Here is a 19510-nt window from a genome sequence, read left to right on the forward strand (position 1 = left end):
CTAATTGTGTCGATTAATTTCAATGCCTTTTGCCGGACTCGGTAGCCAACCTTCCGGCTGCACCCATATGGTAGTAGTCGCAGCGGCTGTATCAACCTGCTTCTGTCCGTTTTGCCCAGGATAGGCGCGTTCTATTTGCATTACAAATGCGTTGGCATTTTCCCGCTTGTATTTAACGTCATCGAATAATACTTCCTGGTTATTATTCAGAAGCTCATCGCCAGTCACTGATTTTTCTTCCACGACACTGGCTGTTTTCAAATCACCAACAGTTGTATCAGCCCAGAGTTTAACGTTATACGTTGCCTTGCGATCCAATCTGCCACCAATTAAAACTTTGAAACGCAATTTGTCTATGTCAGCCGGATTAATAACACTACCCATCACGTACTTATCGTTTGCAATTGTCACTGCTTGGAGATTTTTGTAATCAGTTGAAGTAAAAGTCCGCCTCTGTGCCAGACACTCCATTACTTCTTCTTGGTCTTCTTTATGCACCAACAATCCCATGCCGGCCGGACGACCGCCCATGTCTCCGTAATGCTGGTCACGCTCAAATACGAAGCCCAATTTGATTCCCGTATCTATATAACCAAAAGCAGGGTCCAGCTTGAGACTACCTGGGCTCATATGCTCAACCGGCCCCCTTGTCAGACCTTGTCCCTGAATAACACCCTGAAAGGTGTAAATTTCTCCATAGTTCTTTGCCCATTCATATTGGTTGGGATAGCAGTTCATAAAGTAATGATTGGGGTTAACTCCTTTCGGAAAACCATTTACCGGCTGAGAGCGCGTGTCAGGATGGGCTAGTCCCGCTCTTTTAAATGCCTTCAGACGGCGAAGTTCTTCAATTAGTGCAAGACCATCAGTTACTTTGTAGTGAAAGACCTGCTGTTCACCATCAGGCGATGTTGGGCGCGCAGAGTCATGACCCATAAATCTGGTTACAGGATATTCGTGCTGATTGCCATCTAAATCGGCTATAAATAAAGTTGGGGTGTTGAGCAACACTACATGGTTGGTTTTGGAAATAGTGCCTAATTCCTGGCCATAGAGCGCTATAAACTTACCGTTGCTCTCGCGTGTAACGCGTGCGGTATCTTCTCTAAGTTGCTTGAAAGCCTGAGGATCATCAACAATATTCGGCTTTCCTTTCTCGTCTTCATAACGCGGATCGTCGGGTGGCACTCCATTGCGACTTTCTTTGTGATTGTGGGGTGTATAGGACCCAAGCCTAACGCCGCCATCTATTGCGGTCTTAGCTAAACTATCAACCGTACCCATACCGTCATCACGATCATAATGACCGTGAATTGAACAGCCTGGACTACCGAAGACGATGTATTCCTGGTCGCCCGCCTTGATTGAAGTTATTGGAGCATCAACGAAGTCGCCGTCTAGGCTACTGCGCTTGAAGTACTCTGGAAACTTTCGATGAATTGCATGATTACGACGCTTCTGGGTCCTAGTCCCGCTTGGAGCGCGCCAAGCATCGCCACTTAAGTCAACCTGAGTTACGGCTTCCTGACAGTCAGCCGGCGATTCATTTTCCAGATTATCGATGTGACGCATAGCTACCCACGATAGGTACACAGATCGTAGGCACATTAAGGCTTTTGGGCACTGGGGAATCCACTAATGAACACCAAAAAAGCACAGTTGCGGGCTGTGCTTCTTGGTTTGGGTCACACACGGAGGACGTCTTTATTACTTTATCGGCCCCCAGTGGGGACAAGTAGACGCTTAGCCCTGAGGAATTTCTAGGGATTTCCCTGGTGTCTTACAAGGTTAAATGTGCAAAGTTGTCCAAAACGGCGCCTACCGTGGATAAATATCATTAATGGATATGACCCGAGAGAAATTGGAAGAGTGTCTGGGACTTGCGCGTTCGGCCGGCGAGCGTCGGCTGGCCGTTCAGGCACTGGTTCATCTTTCGGATTTGGACCAAGCTGAAGGGCACATGAGACAGGCAATCGAGCATCTCTTAAGCGCATTGTCGGATTCGTTAGATACATCCGATAAGCAAGCTGTGGAATTTTGTTTCGGTAAGTTAGGATTGGTCTATTTGGCAGACGGGCAATATGAGAAGGCCGCACAATGTTTCCGGAATGCGCTGGATAACGGAATGGAAAGCCCAAATAAAATAGCTTGGACCGGCAGTCTTGGGCAGAGTCTTGCGGAGCTTGGTCAATATGACGAGGCGCTGGCCTGCTTCGTTGAAGTATTAGAAGGAGCGAAGCAAGAAGGTGACATAGTCTCGCAGTCTATTTGTTTGGGCAGCACCGGCAATTTACATTACGAACAGAATCATTTGAGCGAGGCTGACAAAAATTACCAGCAGGCATTGGCTATGTCGGTGGAAGCTGGTGATGAAAGGCTGCAAGCGATTTGGCAAGGCAATATCGCTTCGACGAAAGCTAAGCTCGGAGATCCAGACGCGGCAATCGACGCTTGCAAGCAAGCTCTAAATTTTGCTCAAACTAGTGGCGACAAGACTCTGGAAGCGGCACATCTAGACACGATAGGTGATTGTTACATGATCAAAGGCGAAGCTGATACTGCTTCGCAATTCTACAAGCAAGCTCTGGAGTTGAGCCAAAGCATAGGCTGGAGTCCATTTGAAAGAGTCTATTTGGGCAATCTGGCTAGGGCACAATTTAGACTGGGCAATAACAATGCCGCCTTTGATCTATTCTCGCAAGCTATCGATCAATTCGATGCGCAGCGAAGCAGTCTACGATCAGATTTTTTGAAAACAAGTTTCTCCACTCGCGGTCATGATTTGTATAAAGACATGATTGAATTGTGTCTGAAAGACGGCAAACGAGTCGAAGCATTAGAATACATCAGCCGCTCAAAATCACGGGCAATGCTGGATCTTTTAGGCAATTCCCCAATAGATATTTCAGATTTATCCAATACCATTGATGAAAGCCTTGCCAAATTGATTGCTGAAGAAAAAGATTTGCGTGAGCAAATTCGTCATCTTGAAAGAGTATTCGGCGACGGCACCGGCAATGAATCGCGCGGAGGCGGCAGCTCCGGCCCAGATATGAATAAGCTCTATACGCAATGGCGCCAGACTATTGAGCAGTTAAAGAGTCGTCATCCCAACTATGCCAATATGGTCTCGGTCGATGCGCTTTCCTTTTCTGAAATGCAAACACTATGGCAAGGAAATCTTCTTGCCAGCGACGTTGCGATAATTGAATATTTCGTCACGGAAAAATATCTGCTGGCAATGGCCATCTGGAAGAATGCTTCTGAACCAACCTATTCCATATTAAGAGATCCCAACGAACTACAATCGCTCAATAAGGACTTGAAGACATTTCTCGAGATGGTCTCGACCGAAGGTTGGCAGGTACCGGACACGTTATCGAAACGTCTTTATGAAAAGCTTCTTGCACCTCTTGCTAAAGACATCCCAGAAAATATCAGTTCTTTGATTATTATCCCTCACGAGTCGCTTTATCATGTACCGTTTGCAGCACTGCATGATGGCTGCGGTTATCTGGTGGAGAAATGGACAATTAGCCATTTGCCGAGTACCAGTCTCATTCCAATTTTGAAAAATAGAACAATCGACAAGGACAATTTGCGGTATTTGCTCTCAACCGTTAGTGACTATTCCGCCACACGCAATTCGGTACTTGTTCCTTATTCGGACTTGCGATCGGCGGCTGGATTCAATGACCTCACTCATGCAAAGCAAGAAGCTAAGAATGTTCTTTCCATTACGAAAGAGGAACAAACAACTGTTATTTCCGACAAAGAAGTCGGCAAGCTATTACCAAGGCTTTTCAATCAACATGAAGTTGTGCACTTTGCCGGTCACGCTGTTTTTCATCCCGACCAACCGTTAGCCTCAGGGCTTGTTATGTCTGACGGGCATGTCTTAACAGCAGCGTCCATATTAAACAGCGGAGCTTTGAGAACCAAAAACGGGAAGCTCATGGTCTTGTCTGCTTGTCAGACCGGACTGAATCAAGTCACTTCCGGAGGTGAAATTATTGGCTTAACGAGAGCGTTAATGTACGCAGGCATGCCAAATCTAATTTTGAGCCTCTGGGAAGTAGCCGATGAGTCAACCGCTAAGTTAATGCAGGGCTTCTATCAAGCTTGGCAGGGAGGCGTAGTCTCTGTTGCCAAAGCCCTGCAAGAAGCACAAATAAAAGGGCTCAAAGAAGGTCTTGCGCCACATGCCTGGGCCCCATTTATTCACATTGGCATTGAATAAAGTAATAAAGAGGTTATAGTGAATTAGAGCCTGCCGCCTGGAGGACTAACATGACCCGCTCGCGTTTAATATTGCCTGTTTTACTAGCTTTGCTCGCTGCACCGTCCATGGTGTCAGCTCAGACAACTTTTGAAGGTGGACAGCCCCAAAGAGATCCGTTGGCTGTCTACAAAGAAGTGGGCATCAACGCCGAACAAGAAGCGAAGATCAGGCAACTAAGCAAAGAGTTCGAAGACGCTTCCCGCGTGCGCGATGAGCGCGTCAAAAACCTGATGGGTGAGGTATTTGAACTTTCGTTGCAGCCGGCTCCAGACGAAGCGACAGTGCTCGCCAAGCAAGATGAAATGAACAAAGTGCAAGCAGAGAAAGCCACCGAACGCGTCAAATTGCTTTTGGCAATTCGCAATGTACTTACAGCAGAACAAAAGCAACGATTAGTAACAATAATAGAAGAGCGAACCCGCACTCCTTCTGCGCTTAATCAGAGTGCTGGTCAGATACAGAAATAATTCTGTTCAGGCTCTAGAGTCCAATACTTCTTAAAATGCGTACTGCCGTATCAACTCCATCCCGACGATATCGGTACGGATACGGGTCAAGTACGTAACCAGGATATGGGCTAGCATACGGGCTAACGTAATACGGATTGTAAGGGTATGGATAGGCGGCGCCGTAATATGGATTACCGTATCTATAGCCGAAGCTACGGCCATGGCGGTAATAATGGCGCCAGTCATCAGCTAACGCAGGCAAGCCGGCAACAATGGTCATACCTATTGTTACAGCTACAAACGCGAGCTTTGATTTGAAACCAGTCATTACATTTTCCTCCTTCACTACCTCTGATATATAAGAAGCGCAAGAAGGCATGAATGTTTCAGCCTAAATGCCTGAAACAAGCTTATTTCGTTAAGATATCATTGATTCTTAATATGCATTATCGAAATACGGGAATGGACTGTTCAATAAATTCAACCGATAGGATGATACTTGCCGATTGTCTGTATGAAATGATTGAACTGGCAACTTTAGTGCTTTAGGCTATTTACATGCAAAAATCAATGCAACTAAATAAGAGCAACTGCCGGAAACAACAACAAGATTGCGCAGGAGTTGCAATTATCAGTATAGGCAATGTGCTTCGACAGGACGACGGTATAGGCTTCGCCGTTCTAGATAGGCTTTGCGAAGAAATTACTTACCCATTTTGCCGTTTTGATTTAGATTGCTACAGCAACCACCTCATTGACTGCCTGAAAGGTCATAACCTGGCAATTATTGTTGATTCGACACTCAATCAAGGGAACCCCGGCAATGTCACACTCATCGACTTGAATGCGGCAATCAAACATAGACAGACATTAAGGCTTAATTCCTGCCACACATTGTCACTACTTGACGAATTGCAACTAGCACAATGGCAAAGCCAATTGCCGGAAAAACTTTATTTCTTTGGAGTTGAAGCAAATAATACAGACTGGACCGAGGGCTTGACGCCGGTATTACAGAAGAAACTACCCTTAATTACCCAACAGCTAAAAGAGGCTCTAGATATTTTGAGCACAAGTAACAGCCATGCATGAAACCGCAATAGCCAAAGCCATATTGGATCGTATTACTGATCGTCTAGGTAACTTGCGTAGCACCTCAAATGCAACATCAGTTCAGGTTCGTGTTGGCGAATTTCGCAACGTCGATCCTGAAAGCCTATCTTTTGCTTTTGACAGTCTCAAAAAAGAATATCCAACCTGTATAGCATGTACTCTAAATCTAGAATTAATTGAGACAAGGGCTCTTTGCAAGGATGGTCGTCACGAGTACAAAGCATCTGCTGACAATGCCTATCGCTGTCCTAATTGCGGCAGCGCGATAGGCACGTTGGTATCCGGGGAAGAATTACACATAACAAAAATTGTCGTTTCTCAAAACAAGTAATAGAATTTTCTAGGAGATATATGCACGGACCAACCGAATTACACATACTGGAAAGACTCTTGGAAGACAACGAACAGTTGGCTTCTCATAATCAAGAGCACTTCGACGAATTGGGTTTATTGGCTGTCAACTTGATGAGCGCTCCCGGTGCGGGCAAAACTTCACTGATCAAATCCACGGCCAAGCTGATGCCGATTGACTGCCCCATAGCGGTCATTGAAGGAGATATGGTCGGCGAGCTGGATGTAGAACGTTTGCGTGAAGACAATATACCCGCCTATCAGATTTCGACTGGAAGAGCCTGCCATTTAGATGCCCAAATGGTAGCGCAACTTTTGCATACGACTAAATTGCCTGATTGCAAGATTTTATTTTTAGAAAACGTCGGCAATCTAGTTTGTCCAGCTGAATTTCCATTAGGAGAACACTTGCGAATCGTGCTTCTCTCAATAACTGAAGGCGATGACAAACCAATTAAGTATCCGGTTATTTTCCACAACTGCGATGCGGTCATTTTCACCAAGTCTGATTTATTGCCATTTTGTAAGTTCTCACTTGAAAAAGCCAAGGAAGCAATAAGTAATCTCAATCCGGCAGTTGAATTTTTCGTTGTATCAACTATTTCCGGCGACGGTTTGTTACAGTGGCGTGACTGGATAGTTGAAAAAGCAAGCAAGAAGATGTCTCACCTACAAATTGGGCTTTAATCATGTGCATCACCATGCCCGCTAAAATTGTCTCAATCATCGGTCAAATAGCAACGGTCGAACAAAAGGGCATGGAACGAGAAGTATTATTGGCAGTACCCCAAGCATCTGTAGGCGACTTTGCTTTGGTTTATGGTAATGCTGTAATTGCCTTAATTAGTGAAGCAGAAGCAAGTGAGTCAACTGCGCTGATTACCCGATTAGAGGAGGCGGCCCGCCGGGCTTGATTTTTTGATGGAACGATTTTATTGTTTTTCCAAAGACAAATTCCTTGATTTTTTCAAGGCTCTTGAATCATTCGGTACTGTGCAAGCACCGGTTAGGGTGACAGATCAATCCTTCGCATTTCGTGCAGTCAAAGAGCCCAAAGAAATCGCTTTTGAGGCACTTAGAACAATCCTGCCACCTAAAAAATTCTTTTATCCTGGACGCGAAACTCTGGTCAGCTGGCAAGGCAATGAAGTTAAGGATCATCAACCGGAAATTCAAAAGCAAGTTTTATTCGGTGTTCATCCCTGTGATCTTGCCGGACTTGGCATTATGGACACCATTTTTTCGGCTGAACCCCAAGACAATCATTACTTGTTGAGACGCGAGGCAACAATTGTTGTCGGACTGTCTTGCATGCCGGATAAACACTGCTTCTGCAAGTCCATGGGTACTGATACACCTGACAGCTCGGCGTATGACATATTTTTGACGGACATTGGCGAAGAATACTTTATTGAAATTAAAACGCCTAGAGCCTATGCATTGTTTGAAAATGATCAATTGCTTCTTAAACCTATTACAGAAGAGCATCGGGAAAAATACAAAGACTTCTGGCTAAAACGTTCAGAAGCTTTTCAGATCGGATTTGCTTCCGATAATTTACGTGCCACCATGGACATGGAATGGGACAATCCCGTCTGGGAAGAGTTAGGTAATCGCTGTTTGAGTTGCGGCAATTGTGTACCTGTTTGTCCGACTTGCTATTGCTTCGACGTTATTGACGTCGCCAGTCTTCACGAAGACGGCGGTGAGCGTATTCGCGAATGGGATGCGTGCCAATTTACTGGTTTTGCCAAGGTTGCAGGGGATTTCAATTTCCGTCCGGGTCCTGTTGATCGCTTAAAATTCTGGTATCGTCACAAACTGCACGGATTTGAAGATCCGCATGGCATGCCGACTTGTGTTGGTTGCGGTCGCTGTACAGTATCCTGCCCTTCAGGTATCGACGATATCGTCGGCACTGTTTTGCGCTTGCAGGCAAAAGTGGAAGAAGAGCCAAAGAAGGGACCAGCAAATGATAAGTAGCCCTTTTTTACCGACAAAAGCAACTATCCGCTCGATGATCCCACTAGCTCCGGATAATTACTTGTTTCAACTGCAATTGTCTGATGCTTCGATGCGTAACTGCCGTCCGGGACAGTTCATTGAACTTTGGGTGCCTGGAGTTGGTGAGTGTCCAATTTCAGTATGTTCAGGAAGTGTAGACGGCATGATGGAGCTGTGCATCCGTCAAGTAGGCCGTGTCACTACTGCTCTTTTTCAAAAGCAGGAAGGAGACTGGATTGGACTGCGGGGTCCATACGGGGAAGGGTTTCCCTTAGATGAATATAAAGGCAAAGATCTAGTCTTAATTGCCGGCGGACTGGGAGTGGCCCCTATACGGTCGCTTTGGCAATATATTTTGGACAATCGAGACGACTTTGGAAAACTAATAATTATTTACGGCATGCGTCATTCAATTGATCTGCTCTTTCGAGCGGAGTTTAAGATTCTTATGCGCAGACGAGATATCGAAGTTTATATAGCTGCAGAAGAAATTGAAGGACCGGCTCTGCCGCCAGTCTCCCTGCAATTAGGGCGCGTGACGGACATGCTCCGATTGGCACCCATTGACGACAACTTTCAAGCAGCAATATGCGGGCCACCGGTCATGTATAAATATGTAATTAAAGAGTTGGAAGAAAAAGGACTGACACATCAAAGCATTTGGTTGTCACTTGAAAGACACATGAAATGCGGTGTTGGTAAGTGCGGACATTGCTTTGTCGGTGGTCAGTTTACGTGCCGAAAAGGTCCTGTTTTCAGACTCAGTGATTTGGAATTTCTACCGGAAGTAATTGAATGTTCGTAAAATGAGACACGAAAAGACACCATTGCCGATGATTGCCGTACACAGTTTGACAGGCTGTGCCGGCGAACTATTAGTCATACTGGAAAATCTCGACAAACTTTTGCCATATGTCCAGGTTGTAAGTTTTCCTTTCGCGCAAAGCAAAAACGAAATGCGTCCAGTAGACATCGCCTTTGTGGAAGGCTCAGTGAGTCAGACGCACGATCTGGAAAAGTTGCAACAAATTCGAAACAACTGCCGCTGGTTGGTGGCAGTAGGCAATTGCGCAGTTTGGGGATGCGTGCAAGCCGGTTGTGCCAAGACTTCTCCACAAGAAATGCTAAAAGCAGCTTATGGACAAGATATAAATTTTGATGCTTTACCGGCGACAGCAATTGACAAGTATGTTCCCGTAGATGTAAAACTATCCGGTTGTCCAATAAATGCCACTCAATTCTTATCGGTTACGGCCAGCCTATTAAAAGATCACCTACCGTACATCACTAAAAAACCGGTTTGCCTTGAGTGCAAGTTGCGCGAAAACGGCTGTGTGTTAATAGAGAAGGATTTGCCCTGTCTGGGTCCTGTTACAGCCGGCGGCTGTGGCGCGCTGTGTCCAACATTTGGAGCTGCCTGCTATGGTTGCTGGGGCCCTTCAGAAGATCCGCAGATGGAGGCAATGTCCGTCATTTTAGAAGAAAAAGGCTATGCAATGGATGAGGTACTGGGAAGACTTAGCGCCTTTGGTGCGCCTAAAGAATTATTTTCACGTAGCTCCAATTTTCAAAATAGGAAGTCAGAATGACTGATGAAGAGAAGATAATTGAAATTCCGGAAATTTGCCGAGTGGAAGGACATTCGGCGGTAAAGGTAAATATTCAAGACAATCAGGTAATAGATGTCGCCCTGGATGTTTTTGAAGGTACTCGTTTTTTTGAACAACTTGTAGTTAACCATCATTATGAGGAGATTCCTCATATAACATCGCGAGTTTGTGCCATTTGCTCAACAGGGCATGTTGTCGCAGCAGCATTTGCTATCGAGAACATTCTCAATATTCAAGTGTCTGAACAGACGCATTTGTTGAGAGAACTAATGCACTTAGGCATGATAATCGAATCCCATGCTACGCATATTTATGCTCTAGCCTTGCCTGATTTCATTGGTGCTGTGGATTTGCTTGATTTCGCCGGCAACCACGTAAAAGAATTTACCGCCTGGACGCAGCTGCGAAAACTAGGAGCAGCTATTCAAACAACAATTGGCGGCAGACCATTCCATCCAATAAATTTACATGTGGGCGGATTGTCCTCCATTCCAACTGCAGAGGCTCTGTCGCAGTTGCTTATTGAACTCAAACAAAATGAAGCTAATGCTTTCAATACTTGTGAATTACTCAGCGGATTTATCCCCAAGACAAAAGCATCAGCAACACCCAATTACCTTGCCTTGCTACCTGAGGCAAGTGGTTATGGATTTTTTGGCAGTACGATAATCTCATCTGCCGGCTGGCAAGACTCTATTCAAAATTACCAAGAATACCTCACTGAAGTTAGTGTTCCTTATAGTCACGCCAAACGCTCAACAAGCAAAGGACAACCCATAATGGTCGGAGCCATGTCACGGCTGCATCATTTCAGCAAGCGTTTGACACCTGCAGCAAAACAATTTTACGAATCTTCTCCATTATCAAAAGGTGATACTAATACTATTTGGAATAACCTTGCCCAGGCAATTGAAATTGTCGAAGCGATTGAGCGCTCTAAAAACATCATTGAAAAGTTATTGACTGAGCCAAGCGAATTAGGTCGCGACTGTCATATCAGACGTACTGAGGGCAAAGCCGGAAAAGCAGTCGGCGCCGTCGAATGTCCACGCGGCACTTTATACCACTATTATGAAATCGACGAAGCCGGTAAAATTCAAAAGGCGGATATGATTACCCCGTCTGCTCAAAATAGCCACCGCATTGAAGCGGATATACGCGAAGTAGTTAATTCTTCTATTTCAGGCGATGAGGCAAATATCCAGTCTAATCTTGAAACGCTGGTTCGAGCTTACGATCCATGTAACACCTGCGCCACCCACATGGTGAGTGTCCATTACAAACAAGTATAATTACTTTCTTTGTCCTTCTAAAGCTTATCAACCAAAAGGATGAGTCGCCAAATCATTCCTAGGGACAATGTATTTTTGCCTCTTCAAAGCCACAATAGAAATATAGCAATTCTAAGGTTTTCTGTTTTCCGTATGCCGCATGTCAACGAGCCTCCCAAAGGGCTCGTTGATTTAATTTGTGGGCGCTGTAGCCTTGTCTTGTCTCTCTGCTTTGCCAGAAGTGTTTGAGACAGGATAGCGCAGAACGACTATCGAACAAGGGGCATGTGACAATACCTCCATGGAGACGCTGCCTAAAATGAACTTATTTAAGCCTTGCTTGCCATGCGAGCCTACAACAATTAGATCAGCACTCCATGCCTTAGCACTTTCAACAATTTTTTCTTTGGCATAACCTTCAACGATTTCGCCTGCCACATCGAATTCAGGGAATCTTTGCTTCAAGCGCTTCGTCATACCAGAAACAAGCTCTTCGGCATCTTTCCTATACTGATCACTTGGCCAAGCGTAAACTGCTTCTTCAGCCTCGATGGCGTGCAAGAGCTTAACCTCTGTACCGGCAGGGTAGCTGTGCTTTGAAAAGTATTCCTCAATGCTTGCAGCCAACATCTTATCTTCTAAGCCAATCAAGATTCTTGCCATGTTCATATCTCCTTTGGACTATTTCGAGCTGAACCAATTACTAGCTAATGCCGCTGCTCTTTCTAAAGTGCCCGGCTCTTCAAATAAATGGGTAGCTCCAGGAACAATTGCTAATTCCTTTTCGCAGCTGAGCTTAGTGAAAGCCTGCTTATTGAGCTTAATTACTTCTTCGTCCAATCCACCCACTATCAACAACGTAGGCGCATTTACCAGAGACAGTGCATTACCAGCTAAATCAGGGCGTCCGCCTCTTGATACGACCGCGTAGACAACGTCTGACAGATAAGCAGCAGCCAAAAGAGCAGCCGCAGCACCGGTGCTTGCGCCAAAATAACCTATCTTCAAATGAGACAGAGAAGCTTCATGCAGAAGCCAATTAGTAGTTTCCACCATTCGTAAGCCGAGCAAATCAATGTCAAATCGCAAATGTCTGGTGTGCAAGTCAATACGTTCCTCCTCAGGGGTGAGAAGATCAAAAAGAAAAGTGCCGATGCCTGCCTCATTTAAGATGGAACTGACATATTGATTGCGTGGACTATGCCTGCTTGAGCCGCTGCCGTGTGCGAAGACAACTAATTTATCGGCTCCTTTAGGCAAATATAGGTCTCCATTCAGACAAGTGCCGGCGGCGCATACCATTAATGGCGTCTTTAGTCCTTCCAAATCTTTGACGGTTTTGTACATGCTGGTCACCTTCCGCCGTTTCCTTTAGATATTTCCACCTATAAGTCCATAATCGCATTTCTTGACAGTGTGAGCCTCCGTCCTTCGGCTGATTATTGGTTACTATACTTGCGATACAATTGCTTTGATGATGGTTGCCGGAAAGAAAAAAATGAAAGTATTAATTGCAGTAGATGACGCCATATTTGCAGATGAAATTGCAAATTTCGTAATTTGTCAGGGCTGGCCTGCCAAGACTGAATTTCGTATTTTGCATGTAATTGACTGGCCACTGGAATCAGAAATGCATTCATCACAAATGATGGATGACTTCCTCGAGAACCGCTATCAGATGGGCAGGCAAATCAGCCAGAAGGTTTTAGAAACTATCGAAAAGAGCCTCAAGGACGTAATAGTAGAACAGGAAATCCTAAATGGTCATGCGGCCGAACGCATCCTAAACGTAGCGCGAGGCTGGGGAGCCGATCAAATAATTGTGGGTTCACACGGGCGATCCGGGCTGGGATTGTTCCTGTTAGGAAGTGTGTCTAATGCAATAGTTAGCAATGCAAAATGCACGGTCACCGTTGTTCGCAAGACGGACAACAACTAGACAAACACTTACTTTCTTACTTTAGATGAGTGTTCATGACTCGATTTGCAAGACTTAGTTCCAGCCCCTGTTTTGGCTCGCACAATTTCCACGGAGCAAGGTGCATGCGCTGCAATTGTTCGAGAAACACTACCCAGTAGGAAGTGAGGACAAATATTACGTCCATGTGCTCCAACTAAAATTTGATCCGCCGACCAATCTATTGCAGCCTCGATAATTTCTACTTTTGGATCACCTTCTCTAACTTCAAAATGGGCTTTTGCAGTCGGAATATGCTCTTCAAGCCGATCCCTGATTTGTGCGCATAGTTCGGTCATATGCTCATGTCGGCGAGCACGCAAATTTATTAGCTGTTCTTTTAAAACATCGTCTTCATCCCCGATATACAGGGATTCTATAACGGTCAATACCTTGAACTGCGTATCGGGAAGCCAGTGACGTCTAACTACTGTATCAACTACATGCTTCGAATAAGGTGAATCATCAATTGCCACTATAACTTTCATATCAACATTTCCTCGCGCGTTTTTGCAACTTTTACTTTCTTGGCTTTTATTTTCGGCAAGCGCACAACTGTAACAGTGCACAATGCATTTTGTAGAATTGATGTGGACACGCTGCCCAAAATAAATTGGCTTACGCCACGGCGACCATGAGAGCCGACAAAGATCATGTCGGCAGGCCATTCTTTGGCTAATTTCAATATTTCTTCCTTGGGATGCCCTTCCAAAACAACCTCCTCAATATGGGTCGTTTTGAGGGCTGTACGCATTCTTAAGGCAGTATGCCTAACAAGGGCTTTTGCTTGACGCCTAATCAGTTTAACATCAGACTCCAAAAGAGGAAGAAAAGTTATCTCACGACTGTCATCAAGCAATATCGGTTCTAGAACATTTACGACCTTGAATTCGGTACGTGGCGGCCATTGATGATTTATCACGTAGTCGGCAATGGCAGCGCCAAAAGCTTCGTCATCGACAGCAATCAAAACTTTCATCGGTTCCTCAACTTTCCTGTATGTTTACGCAATAAGCATGACACAGGCTCGCCGCACCAACCTCGGCCGAAATGCTGAGTCGCGTATCCCTACTGAATTAATTAAACCAATCCGCGTCGCATTGCTTGGACCGCTGCCTGGGTGCGATCGTCGACTGCCAGTTTATTTAAAATATTGCGCACATGGGTCTTTGCCGTGGGCAACGAAATTATCAGCCGATCGGCAATGTCTTGGTTAGATAGACCTTCGACAATAAGGTTCAATACTTCTAGCTCCCTTGGCGAAAGCGGCTCGGGCAAAGAGGGCCCTGGCGCTGGACGAGGTTCTACTGCAGTAGAGGGCGCTTCATTCTTAGTAAATTCCCATTGGCTCTCCTGCGTCTTCGCACGAGAGGTCTGCTGCTTGAGCACTTTGGCTGCAATAGCGGCATCCAGCCAAATGTCTCCGGCAAAAACACTTCGAATAGCTGCATATAGGCGATCCGGTTCTACATCCTTCAGGCAATAACCACCGGCACCGGCGGCAAGTGAAGCAGCGATATCTTGCTCGTTATCATGAGAAGTGAGCATTATTATCTTGGCAGCGGAATTACTTTCCAAGATTGTTTTCGAGGCTTGAATGCCATCCATGATTGGCATACCGACATCCATGAGCACGACATCCGGCTTAGCTGATTGGTAGGCCGCGACCGCTTCTTCTCCGTTAGCCGCTTCGGCTACGACCGTCAAATCCTCTGTACGCCCCAGTACTGTCTTAATTCCAATTCGAGTGAGCTGATGATCCTCAACCAACAGAATTTTGATTTTTTGCGCACATTCTTTGTCAGCCACGAGTGTCCCTAATCCTGTCGGTTATTACACAATTTTGTTTATTATAGATATGCTTTGGTACAAATGACAAATACCATGCACTATGCACTTAACCACCTGCAAGTCCGGAAACAACAATGACTGAAACACCTAATGACGACTGCAACAATACTCTGTCCAAAGAAGAAATAGATCTGCGAAAACGCTGGCTTGAGTTTAGTTCCCAAGACGAAGAAATGCTCGCGGAATTGGACCAATTTGTCTCAGGACACATCAAAGAACTTATTGACGACATGTACCGGCACTTTCTTTCTTTTTCAGAAACCGCAAGTTTTTTTCCGGACAAAGAAATATTGAACCGAGCAAAATCAGCTCAATACAGCTATTTTGAAAGACTGACAAAAGGAAATTACGACGAGGATTACGTCAAGGACCGCTTCCGAGTAGGCACGACTCACTATCGTATTGACTTGGATCCGAAGTGGTATTTGGGAGCCTACAACCGCATCATGCAGGGGCTGTCAAATGTCGTGTTTGAGCATCTGTCCGATAATCCGAACAAAATCCGATTATTGCTTTCGGCTTTTAGAAAAATCGTTTTTTTTGATATGGGCATTGCCATTGAAACGTATATTCAGGCTAAAGAAACAGCAATACGAGCGCACATGAGCACCTTGAACGACTTACATACTGAAAAGAAGGTGACAAAAAGTATTTTGGAGAATGCCCCAATCGGTATTGTGCGATTAGCAGAGGATTTAATATGCCTGGAGTCAAATCAAAAATTTCTTGAAATGTCCGGCATCAAGGATGGAAAAAATATTGTAGGACAACATTTGTCTCAGTTTGCCCCTAGTCTTCCCCGCAACATTTTTGAGCAGGTTCTTTCGACAGGACAAGCTTTTGAGACAATGGCAGATCCGCTCAACTTCAATTCAACAACACAGTCACTGCCAATTCACTTTGACTGGGCTGTTTGGCCGGTCAAGGATAATTCCGGCAAAACAATAGGGCTTGTCGCAAAATTCACCAACGCCAGTGATCGCATGATGCTACAACAACAACGCGAAGATTTTGTTGCTACATTGACGCACGATTTGAAAACGCCAATCCTGGCAGCCAATCGTGCGGTAAAACTGTTGATGGATGGAGACTTCGGACCGGTGTCTGATGAGCAATCGCATATATTGCAGACGATTCACGACAGCAACTCCTCTCTGTACAAACTAGTTTTAACATTACTCGATGTATACCGTTACGATTCGGGCGCTAAGGAATTGAATATCGCACCGGCAGACTTGTCGTATACGATAAATCATTTAGCCGCAGAGCTGAGACCACTTGCACAAGCTCAGTCGATTGAACTGACAGTCGTCTTGCCGGAAAGCTCTAAGCCAGTGCGCTGCGATGAGGAAGAAATTCGAAGAGTCGTTCAAAACCTACTCGATAATGCACTCAAATACACTTCATCGGGCGGAGCAATTACTATTTTCATGGAGCAGTCAGAAGAAGAAACTCTCATTGGGGTAAATGACACCGGTAAAGGTATTTCTCTAGAAGATCAACCTAAACTATTCCAACGATTCTGGCAAGCTGCCGGCAGTGGACGCTACTATGCAAGTACGGGACTTGGACTTTACCTATGTCGCAAAATTGTTGAAAGACACAATGGACGAATTTGGTGCCAAAGCGTTCCCGGTGAAGGCTCAATGTTCCAATTCACGATAAAGCATAGTTTGGCATAGCACCACAGTCCTAACTCATTTTAAGCACTGCAGCGCCTTCTAGACGTCCATTTCTCAGATCATCTAGGGCAACATTCGCGTCTTCCAAGGAATAAATCTTGGTTGTTGTTTCAATTGGAATTTTCGGTGCCAAGTCTATGAACTCTTGCGCATCGCGATGCGTTAAATTCGCCACAGAGCGCAAAACTCTCTCGCCCCATAAAATCTCATAAGGAAACTGCGGAATATCACTCATATGAATCCCGGCCGTCACTACCGTACCACCTTTTCTGACCGCCTTAAGTGCGGAGACAACGAGACTGCCGACTGGGGCAAAAATAATGGCTGCATCTAACTCGTGGGCAGGTGGCTCGGATGATGAGCCGGCCCAATGAGCACCCATTCTCATGGCAAAAGCCTGTCCAGCGAGATCATCTGGTCGGGTAAAGACAAAGACGCGTCTGTTTTGATACTTGGCTATTTGTATGACAATGTGTGCGGAAGCGCCAAAGCCATAGAGTCCTAAATTTTCTCCTTCACCTGCCATCTTCAGAGATCGCCAGCCTATAAGGCCCGCACATAACCATGGTGCAATTTGCACGTCATCTAATTCATCCGGCAGTAGAATGACAGAACTTGTATCAGCCACCGTAAACTCTGCATAGCCTCCATCGATTTGATAACCGGTAAAACGTGCATCGTCACACAAATTCTCTTGTCCACTGACACAGAACCGACAGTACCCACAAGTTTTACCCAACCAAGGGACTCCCACCCTTTTTCCAATTGCCGATTTTTCCACGCCGCTGCCGACTTCCGTTATTACACCGACAATTTCGTGTCCTGGGATAATCGGTAGTTTTGGATTTTTCAGATCACCATCAACTACATGAAGATCGGTACGGCAAACAGCACAAGCCTTAACGGCAATTTGCACCTGCCCGGCTGCTGGTTGTGGAACAGGCAAATTCTTAAGCACCAGCCCTTTGCCTAGTTCGTCCATTACCATTGCACGCATATATTGCTCCTCCCCAATAACTTTGACTATTTTGCTTCAAAGTCGTTCATCGCGCATCAATCGAAAGGAAAGTTTCCTTTATTAATCAGTCCTGAGGCTGATTTACCTCGTTCCTCCGGACGTTATTGCTTATTCGACAAAAAGCAATGATTAATAATGTGACACAACGCAACTTTTCGGAATAGGCTTAGGATTTGTCGCAAGCGTCATTTATTAACATACAACTAACACATCTGCTAAACATACATCAAACAAAATCGCTTTGACAAAATAAGATGGCAATGAAAACAGTAACCCAAGTCTCAATTAATCTTCAAACTGGGCTAATTCTACGTCGAGGGAAAGATGCTCTTTTGCTTGATTGGAAATCCAGTTGTAATTACCTCAATCTAGTTGTCGAACGTCATATCTGCTCAGGCATTTACAAAAACACTGCTTCATGCTGGTTAAAGGCAATTGAAACGCACACAGAAGTCAATTGCACAGACGCTGATGTTGTCTTACACATGTCGCCACAAGACTTGGCCATTACTTTTACTAGAACATTCCTAATGCCAAATACTGTATGGCTTTCTTCAATCGCCCAAGAGAAGCTCAAAATAGCCCTGCAAGACTTTCTTATTCATTAGTTTGCATTGAGTACCTCATGTTATAGAGTAAGTGTACGTACAATCAGACAGCAGTTTATATGACTCATTCACAGCGACCAAAACATAACTTCCTAGTAATGTCTTTACTCAAGACAATTTGGCCTATAGCCATGCAGCTTAGGTTTGGACCAATTGAAATTAAGGTCATTGACAATGGATTGTCCGAGCTTCAGAACTTAAAGGACAAGCGAGTCATTTTGTGTCCTAATCATCCTTCCGCTGTGGATGCCGACATAATTTTTGCTTTGTCCGAAATCCTCAATGAGGAATTTAATTATTTAGCGGCTCATGTTCTCTTCTACGGGCATCGTGGCCTAAATGCTTTGTTGCTAGAGCAGATGGGCTGTTATCCGATAGTGCGTGGCAGCGCAGATTTCGATGCTTTTCGGACAACACTGGCTATACTGAAAGAAGGAAAAAACAAACTTGTCATTTTTCCGGAAGGTGAAGTATCACACGACAGCCATAACGTGATGACCCTTGAACCGGGAGCCGTACAGATTGCCATGTCGGCTCTGGCGGAAATGAAAAAACACAATAGAGAAGCGCCATCGATACTCTTGTTGCCACTAGCAATAAAATATTTCTATCGCACGGACATCACCAAGGCTTTGAATCAAGCCCTGCGAACAATCGAGACAAAACTGTCGCTGAGAATAAATTCGTCCAATACACTACCGCAAAGAATCACCCTGATGACAGAGTCTGTACTGCTTAGACTGGAAGCACAATATGCGTGCCCGTCCGGTCGCAATGATTCGCTAGCACATCGAATTATTAATGTGCGTACTACTATCTTAGAATATCTGGCAGCCAAACTTAATTTGAAACTACCAGAAACAGAAACGCACTTACACTGGGTACACTTGCTTCAGAAAACTCTTACACAGTTACGTGATGGGCATTTGAAACTTTCACAGCCTTTAGCGGTAAGCAAACATGAGTTTATTAGAACAGCAAATAAGGACATTGCCCATGTCCTTAATTTTGTCAGCCTCGATCGCACATTGCCCGACGAGAATTCGGCACCTGAGGATCTAGCGGAAATTGTCAATTTATTGGAGCTGGAGGTCTTTGGTCGCGCTTACAATAAAGGACCCAGATCGGTCATTATCAAAGTCGGAAAACCGCTAGACCTGCTCGAATATTTTCAAAGCTATAGAGAAAACAAACAAAAAACAGTAGACGAGTGCGACAAAGAATTAGCCGCTCGCCTGACTAACCTGCTTGAACAAATAGAAAATCAACATCGTCCGCAACTCTTGTAATACGATGCAAGAACCAGCAGAAGTC

Annotated in this window: 22 protein-coding genes; 14 read left to right on the forward strand and 8 right to left on the reverse strand. The window is 45.0% G+C overall.

Features of this window, described 5'->3' with window-relative positions:
* Window positions 1-1572: a hypothetical protein gene (locus tag K2Y22_10145; GenBank protein ID MBX9878805.1), complete on the reverse strand. Its 1572-nt coding sequence runs from the start codon at window positions 1570-1572 to the stop codon at window positions 1-3.
* A gap of 268 nt (window positions 1573-1840) precedes the next feature.
* Between K2Y22_10145 and K2Y22_10150 the strand changes: the two genes are divergently transcribed.
* Window positions 1841-4240, forward strand: coding sequence for a tetratricopeptide repeat protein (locus K2Y22_10150; GenBank protein MBX9878806.1), 2400 nt, complete (start codon window positions 1841-1843; stop codon window positions 4238-4240).
* Between the two features lie 50 nt (window positions 4241-4290).
* On the forward strand, window positions 4291-4749 hold the full coding sequence (locus K2Y22_10155) for a Spy/CpxP family protein refolding chaperone (GenBank protein MBX9878807.1): 459 nt from the start codon (window positions 4291-4293) through the stop codon (window positions 4747-4749).
* A 13-nt stretch (window positions 4750-4762) separates the two neighbouring features.
* On the opposite strand, the gene K2Y22_10160 is transcribed toward K2Y22_10155, so the two are convergent.
* Window positions 4763-5059: a hypothetical protein gene (locus K2Y22_10160; GenBank protein ID MBX9878808.1), complete on the reverse strand. Its 297-nt coding sequence runs from the start codon at window positions 5057-5059 to the stop codon at window positions 4763-4765.
* A gap of 230 nt (window positions 5060-5289) precedes the next feature.
* Between K2Y22_10160 and K2Y22_10165 the strand changes: the two genes are divergently transcribed.
* From K2Y22_10165 to K2Y22_10200, 8 genes are read left to right on the forward strand one after another with little or no spacing between them, the layout of a single operon-like run.
* Window positions 5290-5823: a hydrogenase maturation protease gene (locus K2Y22_10165; GenBank protein ID MBX9878809.1), complete on the forward strand. Its 534-nt coding sequence runs from the start codon at window positions 5290-5292 to the stop codon at window positions 5821-5823.
* On the forward strand, window positions 5816-6175 hold the full coding sequence (locus tag K2Y22_10170; GenBank protein MBX9878810.1) for a hydrogenase maturation nickel metallochaperone HypA: 360 nt from the start codon (window positions 5816-5818) through the stop codon (window positions 6173-6175). Before K2Y22_10165 ends, K2Y22_10170 begins: the two co-directional genes overlap by 8 nt.
* A 20-nt stretch (window positions 6176-6195) precedes the next feature.
* Window positions 6196-6882, forward strand: a complete 687-nt coding sequence (gene hypB / locus K2Y22_10175; protein ID MBX9878811.1) for a hydrogenase nickel incorporation protein HypB — start codon at window positions 6196-6198, stop codon at window positions 6880-6882.
* Between the two features lie 14 nt (window positions 6883-6896).
* The gene (locus K2Y22_10180; protein MBX9878812.1) at window positions 6897-7109 is read left to right on the forward strand and encodes a HypC/HybG/HupF family hydrogenase formation chaperone; all 213 of its coding nucleotides are present in this window, start codon (window positions 6897-6899) and stop codon (window positions 7107-7109) included.
* A gap of 7 nt (window positions 7110-7116) precedes the next feature.
* Entirely contained in the window at window positions 7117-8178 is a 1062-nt protein-coding gene (locus K2Y22_10185; protein ID MBX9878813.1) for a 4Fe-4S dicluster domain-containing protein, read from the forward strand.
* Window positions 8168-9004: an FAD/NAD(P)-binding protein gene (locus K2Y22_10190; GenBank protein ID MBX9878814.1), complete on the forward strand. Its 837-nt coding sequence runs from the start codon at window positions 8168-8170 to the stop codon at window positions 9002-9004. Before K2Y22_10185 ends, K2Y22_10190 begins: the two co-directional genes overlap by 11 nt.
* 1 nt (window position 9005) lies before the next feature.
* Entirely contained in the window at window positions 9006-9788 is a 783-nt protein-coding gene (locus K2Y22_10195) for a hypothetical protein (protein ID MBX9878815.1), read from the forward strand.
* Complete coding sequence (locus K2Y22_10200) at window positions 9785-11101, forward strand: Ni/Fe hydrogenase subunit alpha (GenBank protein ID MBX9878816.1); 1317 nt, start codon at window positions 9785-9787, stop codon at window positions 11099-11101. The genes K2Y22_10195 and K2Y22_10200 overlap by 4 nt, the downstream gene beginning before the upstream one ends.
* Window positions 11102-11272: 171 nt before the next feature.
* On the opposite strand, the gene K2Y22_10205 is transcribed toward K2Y22_10200, so the two are convergent.
* Both K2Y22_10205 and K2Y22_10210 read right to left on the reverse strand, forming a co-directional pair.
* The gene (locus tag K2Y22_10205; protein ID MBX9878817.1) at window positions 11273-11743 is read right to left on the reverse strand and encodes a universal stress protein; all 471 of its coding nucleotides are present in this window, start codon (window positions 11741-11743) and stop codon (window positions 11273-11275) included.
* Window positions 11744-11761: 18 nt separating this feature from the next.
* Window positions 11762-12427 carry a dienelactone hydrolase family protein gene (locus K2Y22_10210; GenBank protein ID MBX9878818.1) on the reverse strand — a complete coding sequence of 222 codons (666 nt, stop codon included), beginning with the start codon at window positions 12425-12427 and terminating at the stop codon, window positions 11762-11764.
* A gap of 151 nt (window positions 12428-12578) precedes the next feature.
* Between K2Y22_10210 and K2Y22_10215 the strand changes: the two genes are divergently transcribed.
* Window positions 12579-13019: a universal stress protein gene (locus tag K2Y22_10215; GenBank protein ID MBX9878819.1), complete on the forward strand. Its 441-nt coding sequence runs from the start codon at window positions 12579-12581 to the stop codon at window positions 13017-13019.
* Between the two features lie 8 nt (window positions 13020-13027).
* Here the strand turns inward: K2Y22_10215 and K2Y22_10220 are convergent, their stop codons facing one another.
* The 3 genes from K2Y22_10220 to K2Y22_10230 all read right to left on the reverse strand — a co-directional run bounded on the left by K2Y22_10220 (window position 13028) and on the right by K2Y22_10230 (window position 14846).
* Window positions 13028-13525, reverse strand: a complete 498-nt coding sequence (locus K2Y22_10220) for a universal stress protein (GenBank protein ID MBX9878820.1) — start codon at window positions 13523-13525, stop codon at window positions 13028-13030.
* Window positions 13522-14016, reverse strand: a complete 495-nt coding sequence (locus K2Y22_10225) for a universal stress protein (GenBank protein ID MBX9878821.1) — start codon at window positions 14014-14016, stop codon at window positions 13522-13524. Before K2Y22_10225 ends, K2Y22_10220 begins: the two co-directional genes overlap by 4 nt.
* A 101-nt stretch (window positions 14017-14117) precedes the next feature.
* A complete protein-coding gene (locus K2Y22_10230; protein ID MBX9878822.1) occupies window positions 14118-14846 on the reverse strand; it encodes a response regulator transcription factor in 729 nt (242 codons plus the stop codon).
* A 116-nt stretch (window positions 14847-14962) separates the two neighbouring features.
* Between K2Y22_10230 and K2Y22_10235 the strand changes: the two genes are divergently transcribed.
* Complete coding sequence (locus K2Y22_10235) at window positions 14963-16570, forward strand: PAS domain-containing protein (GenBank protein MBX9878823.1); 1608 nt, start codon at window positions 14963-14965, stop codon at window positions 16568-16570.
* 10 nt (window positions 16571-16580) lie between these two features.
* Here K2Y22_10235 and K2Y22_10240 read toward each other — a convergent pair whose 3' ends face one another.
* A complete protein-coding gene (locus K2Y22_10240) occupies window positions 16581-17567 on the reverse strand; it encodes a zinc-dependent alcohol dehydrogenase family protein (protein ID MBX9878824.1) in 987 nt (328 codons plus the stop codon).
* A gap of 281 nt (window positions 17568-17848) precedes the next feature.
* Here K2Y22_10240 and K2Y22_10245 point away from each other — a divergent pair, with 281 nt between their 5' ends.
* Window positions 17849-18196: a hypothetical protein gene (locus K2Y22_10245; GenBank protein ID MBX9878825.1), complete on the forward strand. Its 348-nt coding sequence runs from the start codon at window positions 17849-17851 to the stop codon at window positions 18194-18196.
* Window positions 18197-18327: 131 nt separating this feature from the next.
* Window positions 18328-19485, forward strand: a complete 1158-nt coding sequence (locus K2Y22_10250) for a 1-acyl-sn-glycerol-3-phosphate acyltransferase (protein ID MBX9878826.1) — start codon at window positions 18328-18330, stop codon at window positions 19483-19485.
* Window positions 19486-19510: the final 25 nt, after the last annotated feature.

This window comes from Candidatus Obscuribacterales bacterium (assembly GCA_019744775.1).
Lineage (GTDB): Bacteria > Cyanobacteriota > Vampirovibrionia > Obscuribacterales > Obscuribacteraceae > SBAT01.

Excerpts from the sequence above, each read along its gene's own strand:
- K2Y22_10145 (MBX9878805.1), bottom strand. The coding sequence starts at position 1,572 with ATGCGTCACATCGATAATCTGGAAAATGAATCGCCGGCTGACTGTCAG.
- K2Y22_10150 (MBX9878806.1), top strand. The coding sequence starts at position 1,841 with ATGGATATGACCCGAGAGAAATTGGAAGAGTGTCTGGGACTTGCGCGT.
- K2Y22_10155 (MBX9878807.1), top strand. The coding sequence starts at position 4,291 with ATGACCCGCTCGCGTTTAATATTGCCTGTTTTACTAGCTTTGCTCGCT.
- K2Y22_10160 (MBX9878808.1), bottom strand. The coding sequence starts at position 5,059 with ATGACTGGTTTCAAATCAAAGCTCGCGTTTGTAGCTGTAACAATAGGT.
- K2Y22_10165 (MBX9878809.1), top strand. The coding sequence starts at position 5,290 with ATGCAAAAATCAATGCAACTAAATAAGAGCAACTGCCGGAAACAACAA.
- K2Y22_10170 (MBX9878810.1), top strand. The coding sequence starts at position 5,816 with ATGCATGAAACCGCAATAGCCAAAGCCATATTGGATCGTATTACTGAT.
- hypB (MBX9878811.1), top strand. The coding sequence starts at position 6,196 with ATGCACGGACCAACCGAATTACACATACTGGAAAGACTCTTGGAAGAC.
- K2Y22_10180 (MBX9878812.1), top strand. The coding sequence starts at position 6,897 with ATGCCCGCTAAAATTGTCTCAATCATCGGTCAAATAGCAACGGTCGAA.
- K2Y22_10185 (MBX9878813.1), top strand. The coding sequence starts at position 7,117 with ATGGAACGATTTTATTGTTTTTCCAAAGACAAATTCCTTGATTTTTTC.
- K2Y22_10190 (MBX9878814.1), top strand. The coding sequence starts at position 8,168 with ATGATAAGTAGCCCTTTTTTACCGACAAAAGCAACTATCCGCTCGATG.
- K2Y22_10195 (MBX9878815.1), top strand. The coding sequence starts at position 9,006 with ATGAGACACGAAAAGACACCATTGCCGATGATTGCCGTACACAGTTTG.
- K2Y22_10200 (MBX9878816.1), top strand. The coding sequence starts at position 9,785 with ATGACTGATGAAGAGAAGATAATTGAAATTCCGGAAATTTGCCGAGTG.
- K2Y22_10205 (MBX9878817.1), bottom strand. The coding sequence starts at position 11,743 with ATGGCAAGAATCTTGATTGGCTTAGAAGATAAGATGTTGGCTGCAAGC.
- K2Y22_10210 (MBX9878818.1), bottom strand. The coding sequence starts at position 12,427 with ATGTACAAAACCGTCAAAGATTTGGAAGGACTAAAGACGCCATTAATG.
- K2Y22_10215 (MBX9878819.1), top strand. The coding sequence starts at position 12,579 with ATGAAAGTATTAATTGCAGTAGATGACGCCATATTTGCAGATGAAATT.
- K2Y22_10220 (MBX9878820.1), bottom strand. The coding sequence starts at position 13,525 with ATGAAAGTTATAGTGGCAATTGATGATTCACCTTATTCGAAGCATGTA.
- K2Y22_10225 (MBX9878821.1), bottom strand. The coding sequence starts at position 14,016 with ATGAAAGTTTTGATTGCTGTCGATGACGAAGCTTTTGGCGCTGCCATT.
- K2Y22_10235 (MBX9878823.1), top strand. The coding sequence starts at position 14,963 with ATGACTGAAACACCTAATGACGACTGCAACAATACTCTGTCCAAAGAA.
- K2Y22_10240 (MBX9878824.1), bottom strand. The coding sequence starts at position 17,567 with ATGCGTGCAATGGTAATGGACGAACTAGGCAAAGGGCTGGTGCTTAAG.
- K2Y22_10245 (MBX9878825.1), top strand. The coding sequence starts at position 17,849 with ATGAAAACAGTAACCCAAGTCTCAATTAATCTTCAAACTGGGCTAATT.
- K2Y22_10250 (MBX9878826.1), top strand. The coding sequence starts at position 18,328 with ATGCAGCTTAGGTTTGGACCAATTGAAATTAAGGTCATTGACAATGGA.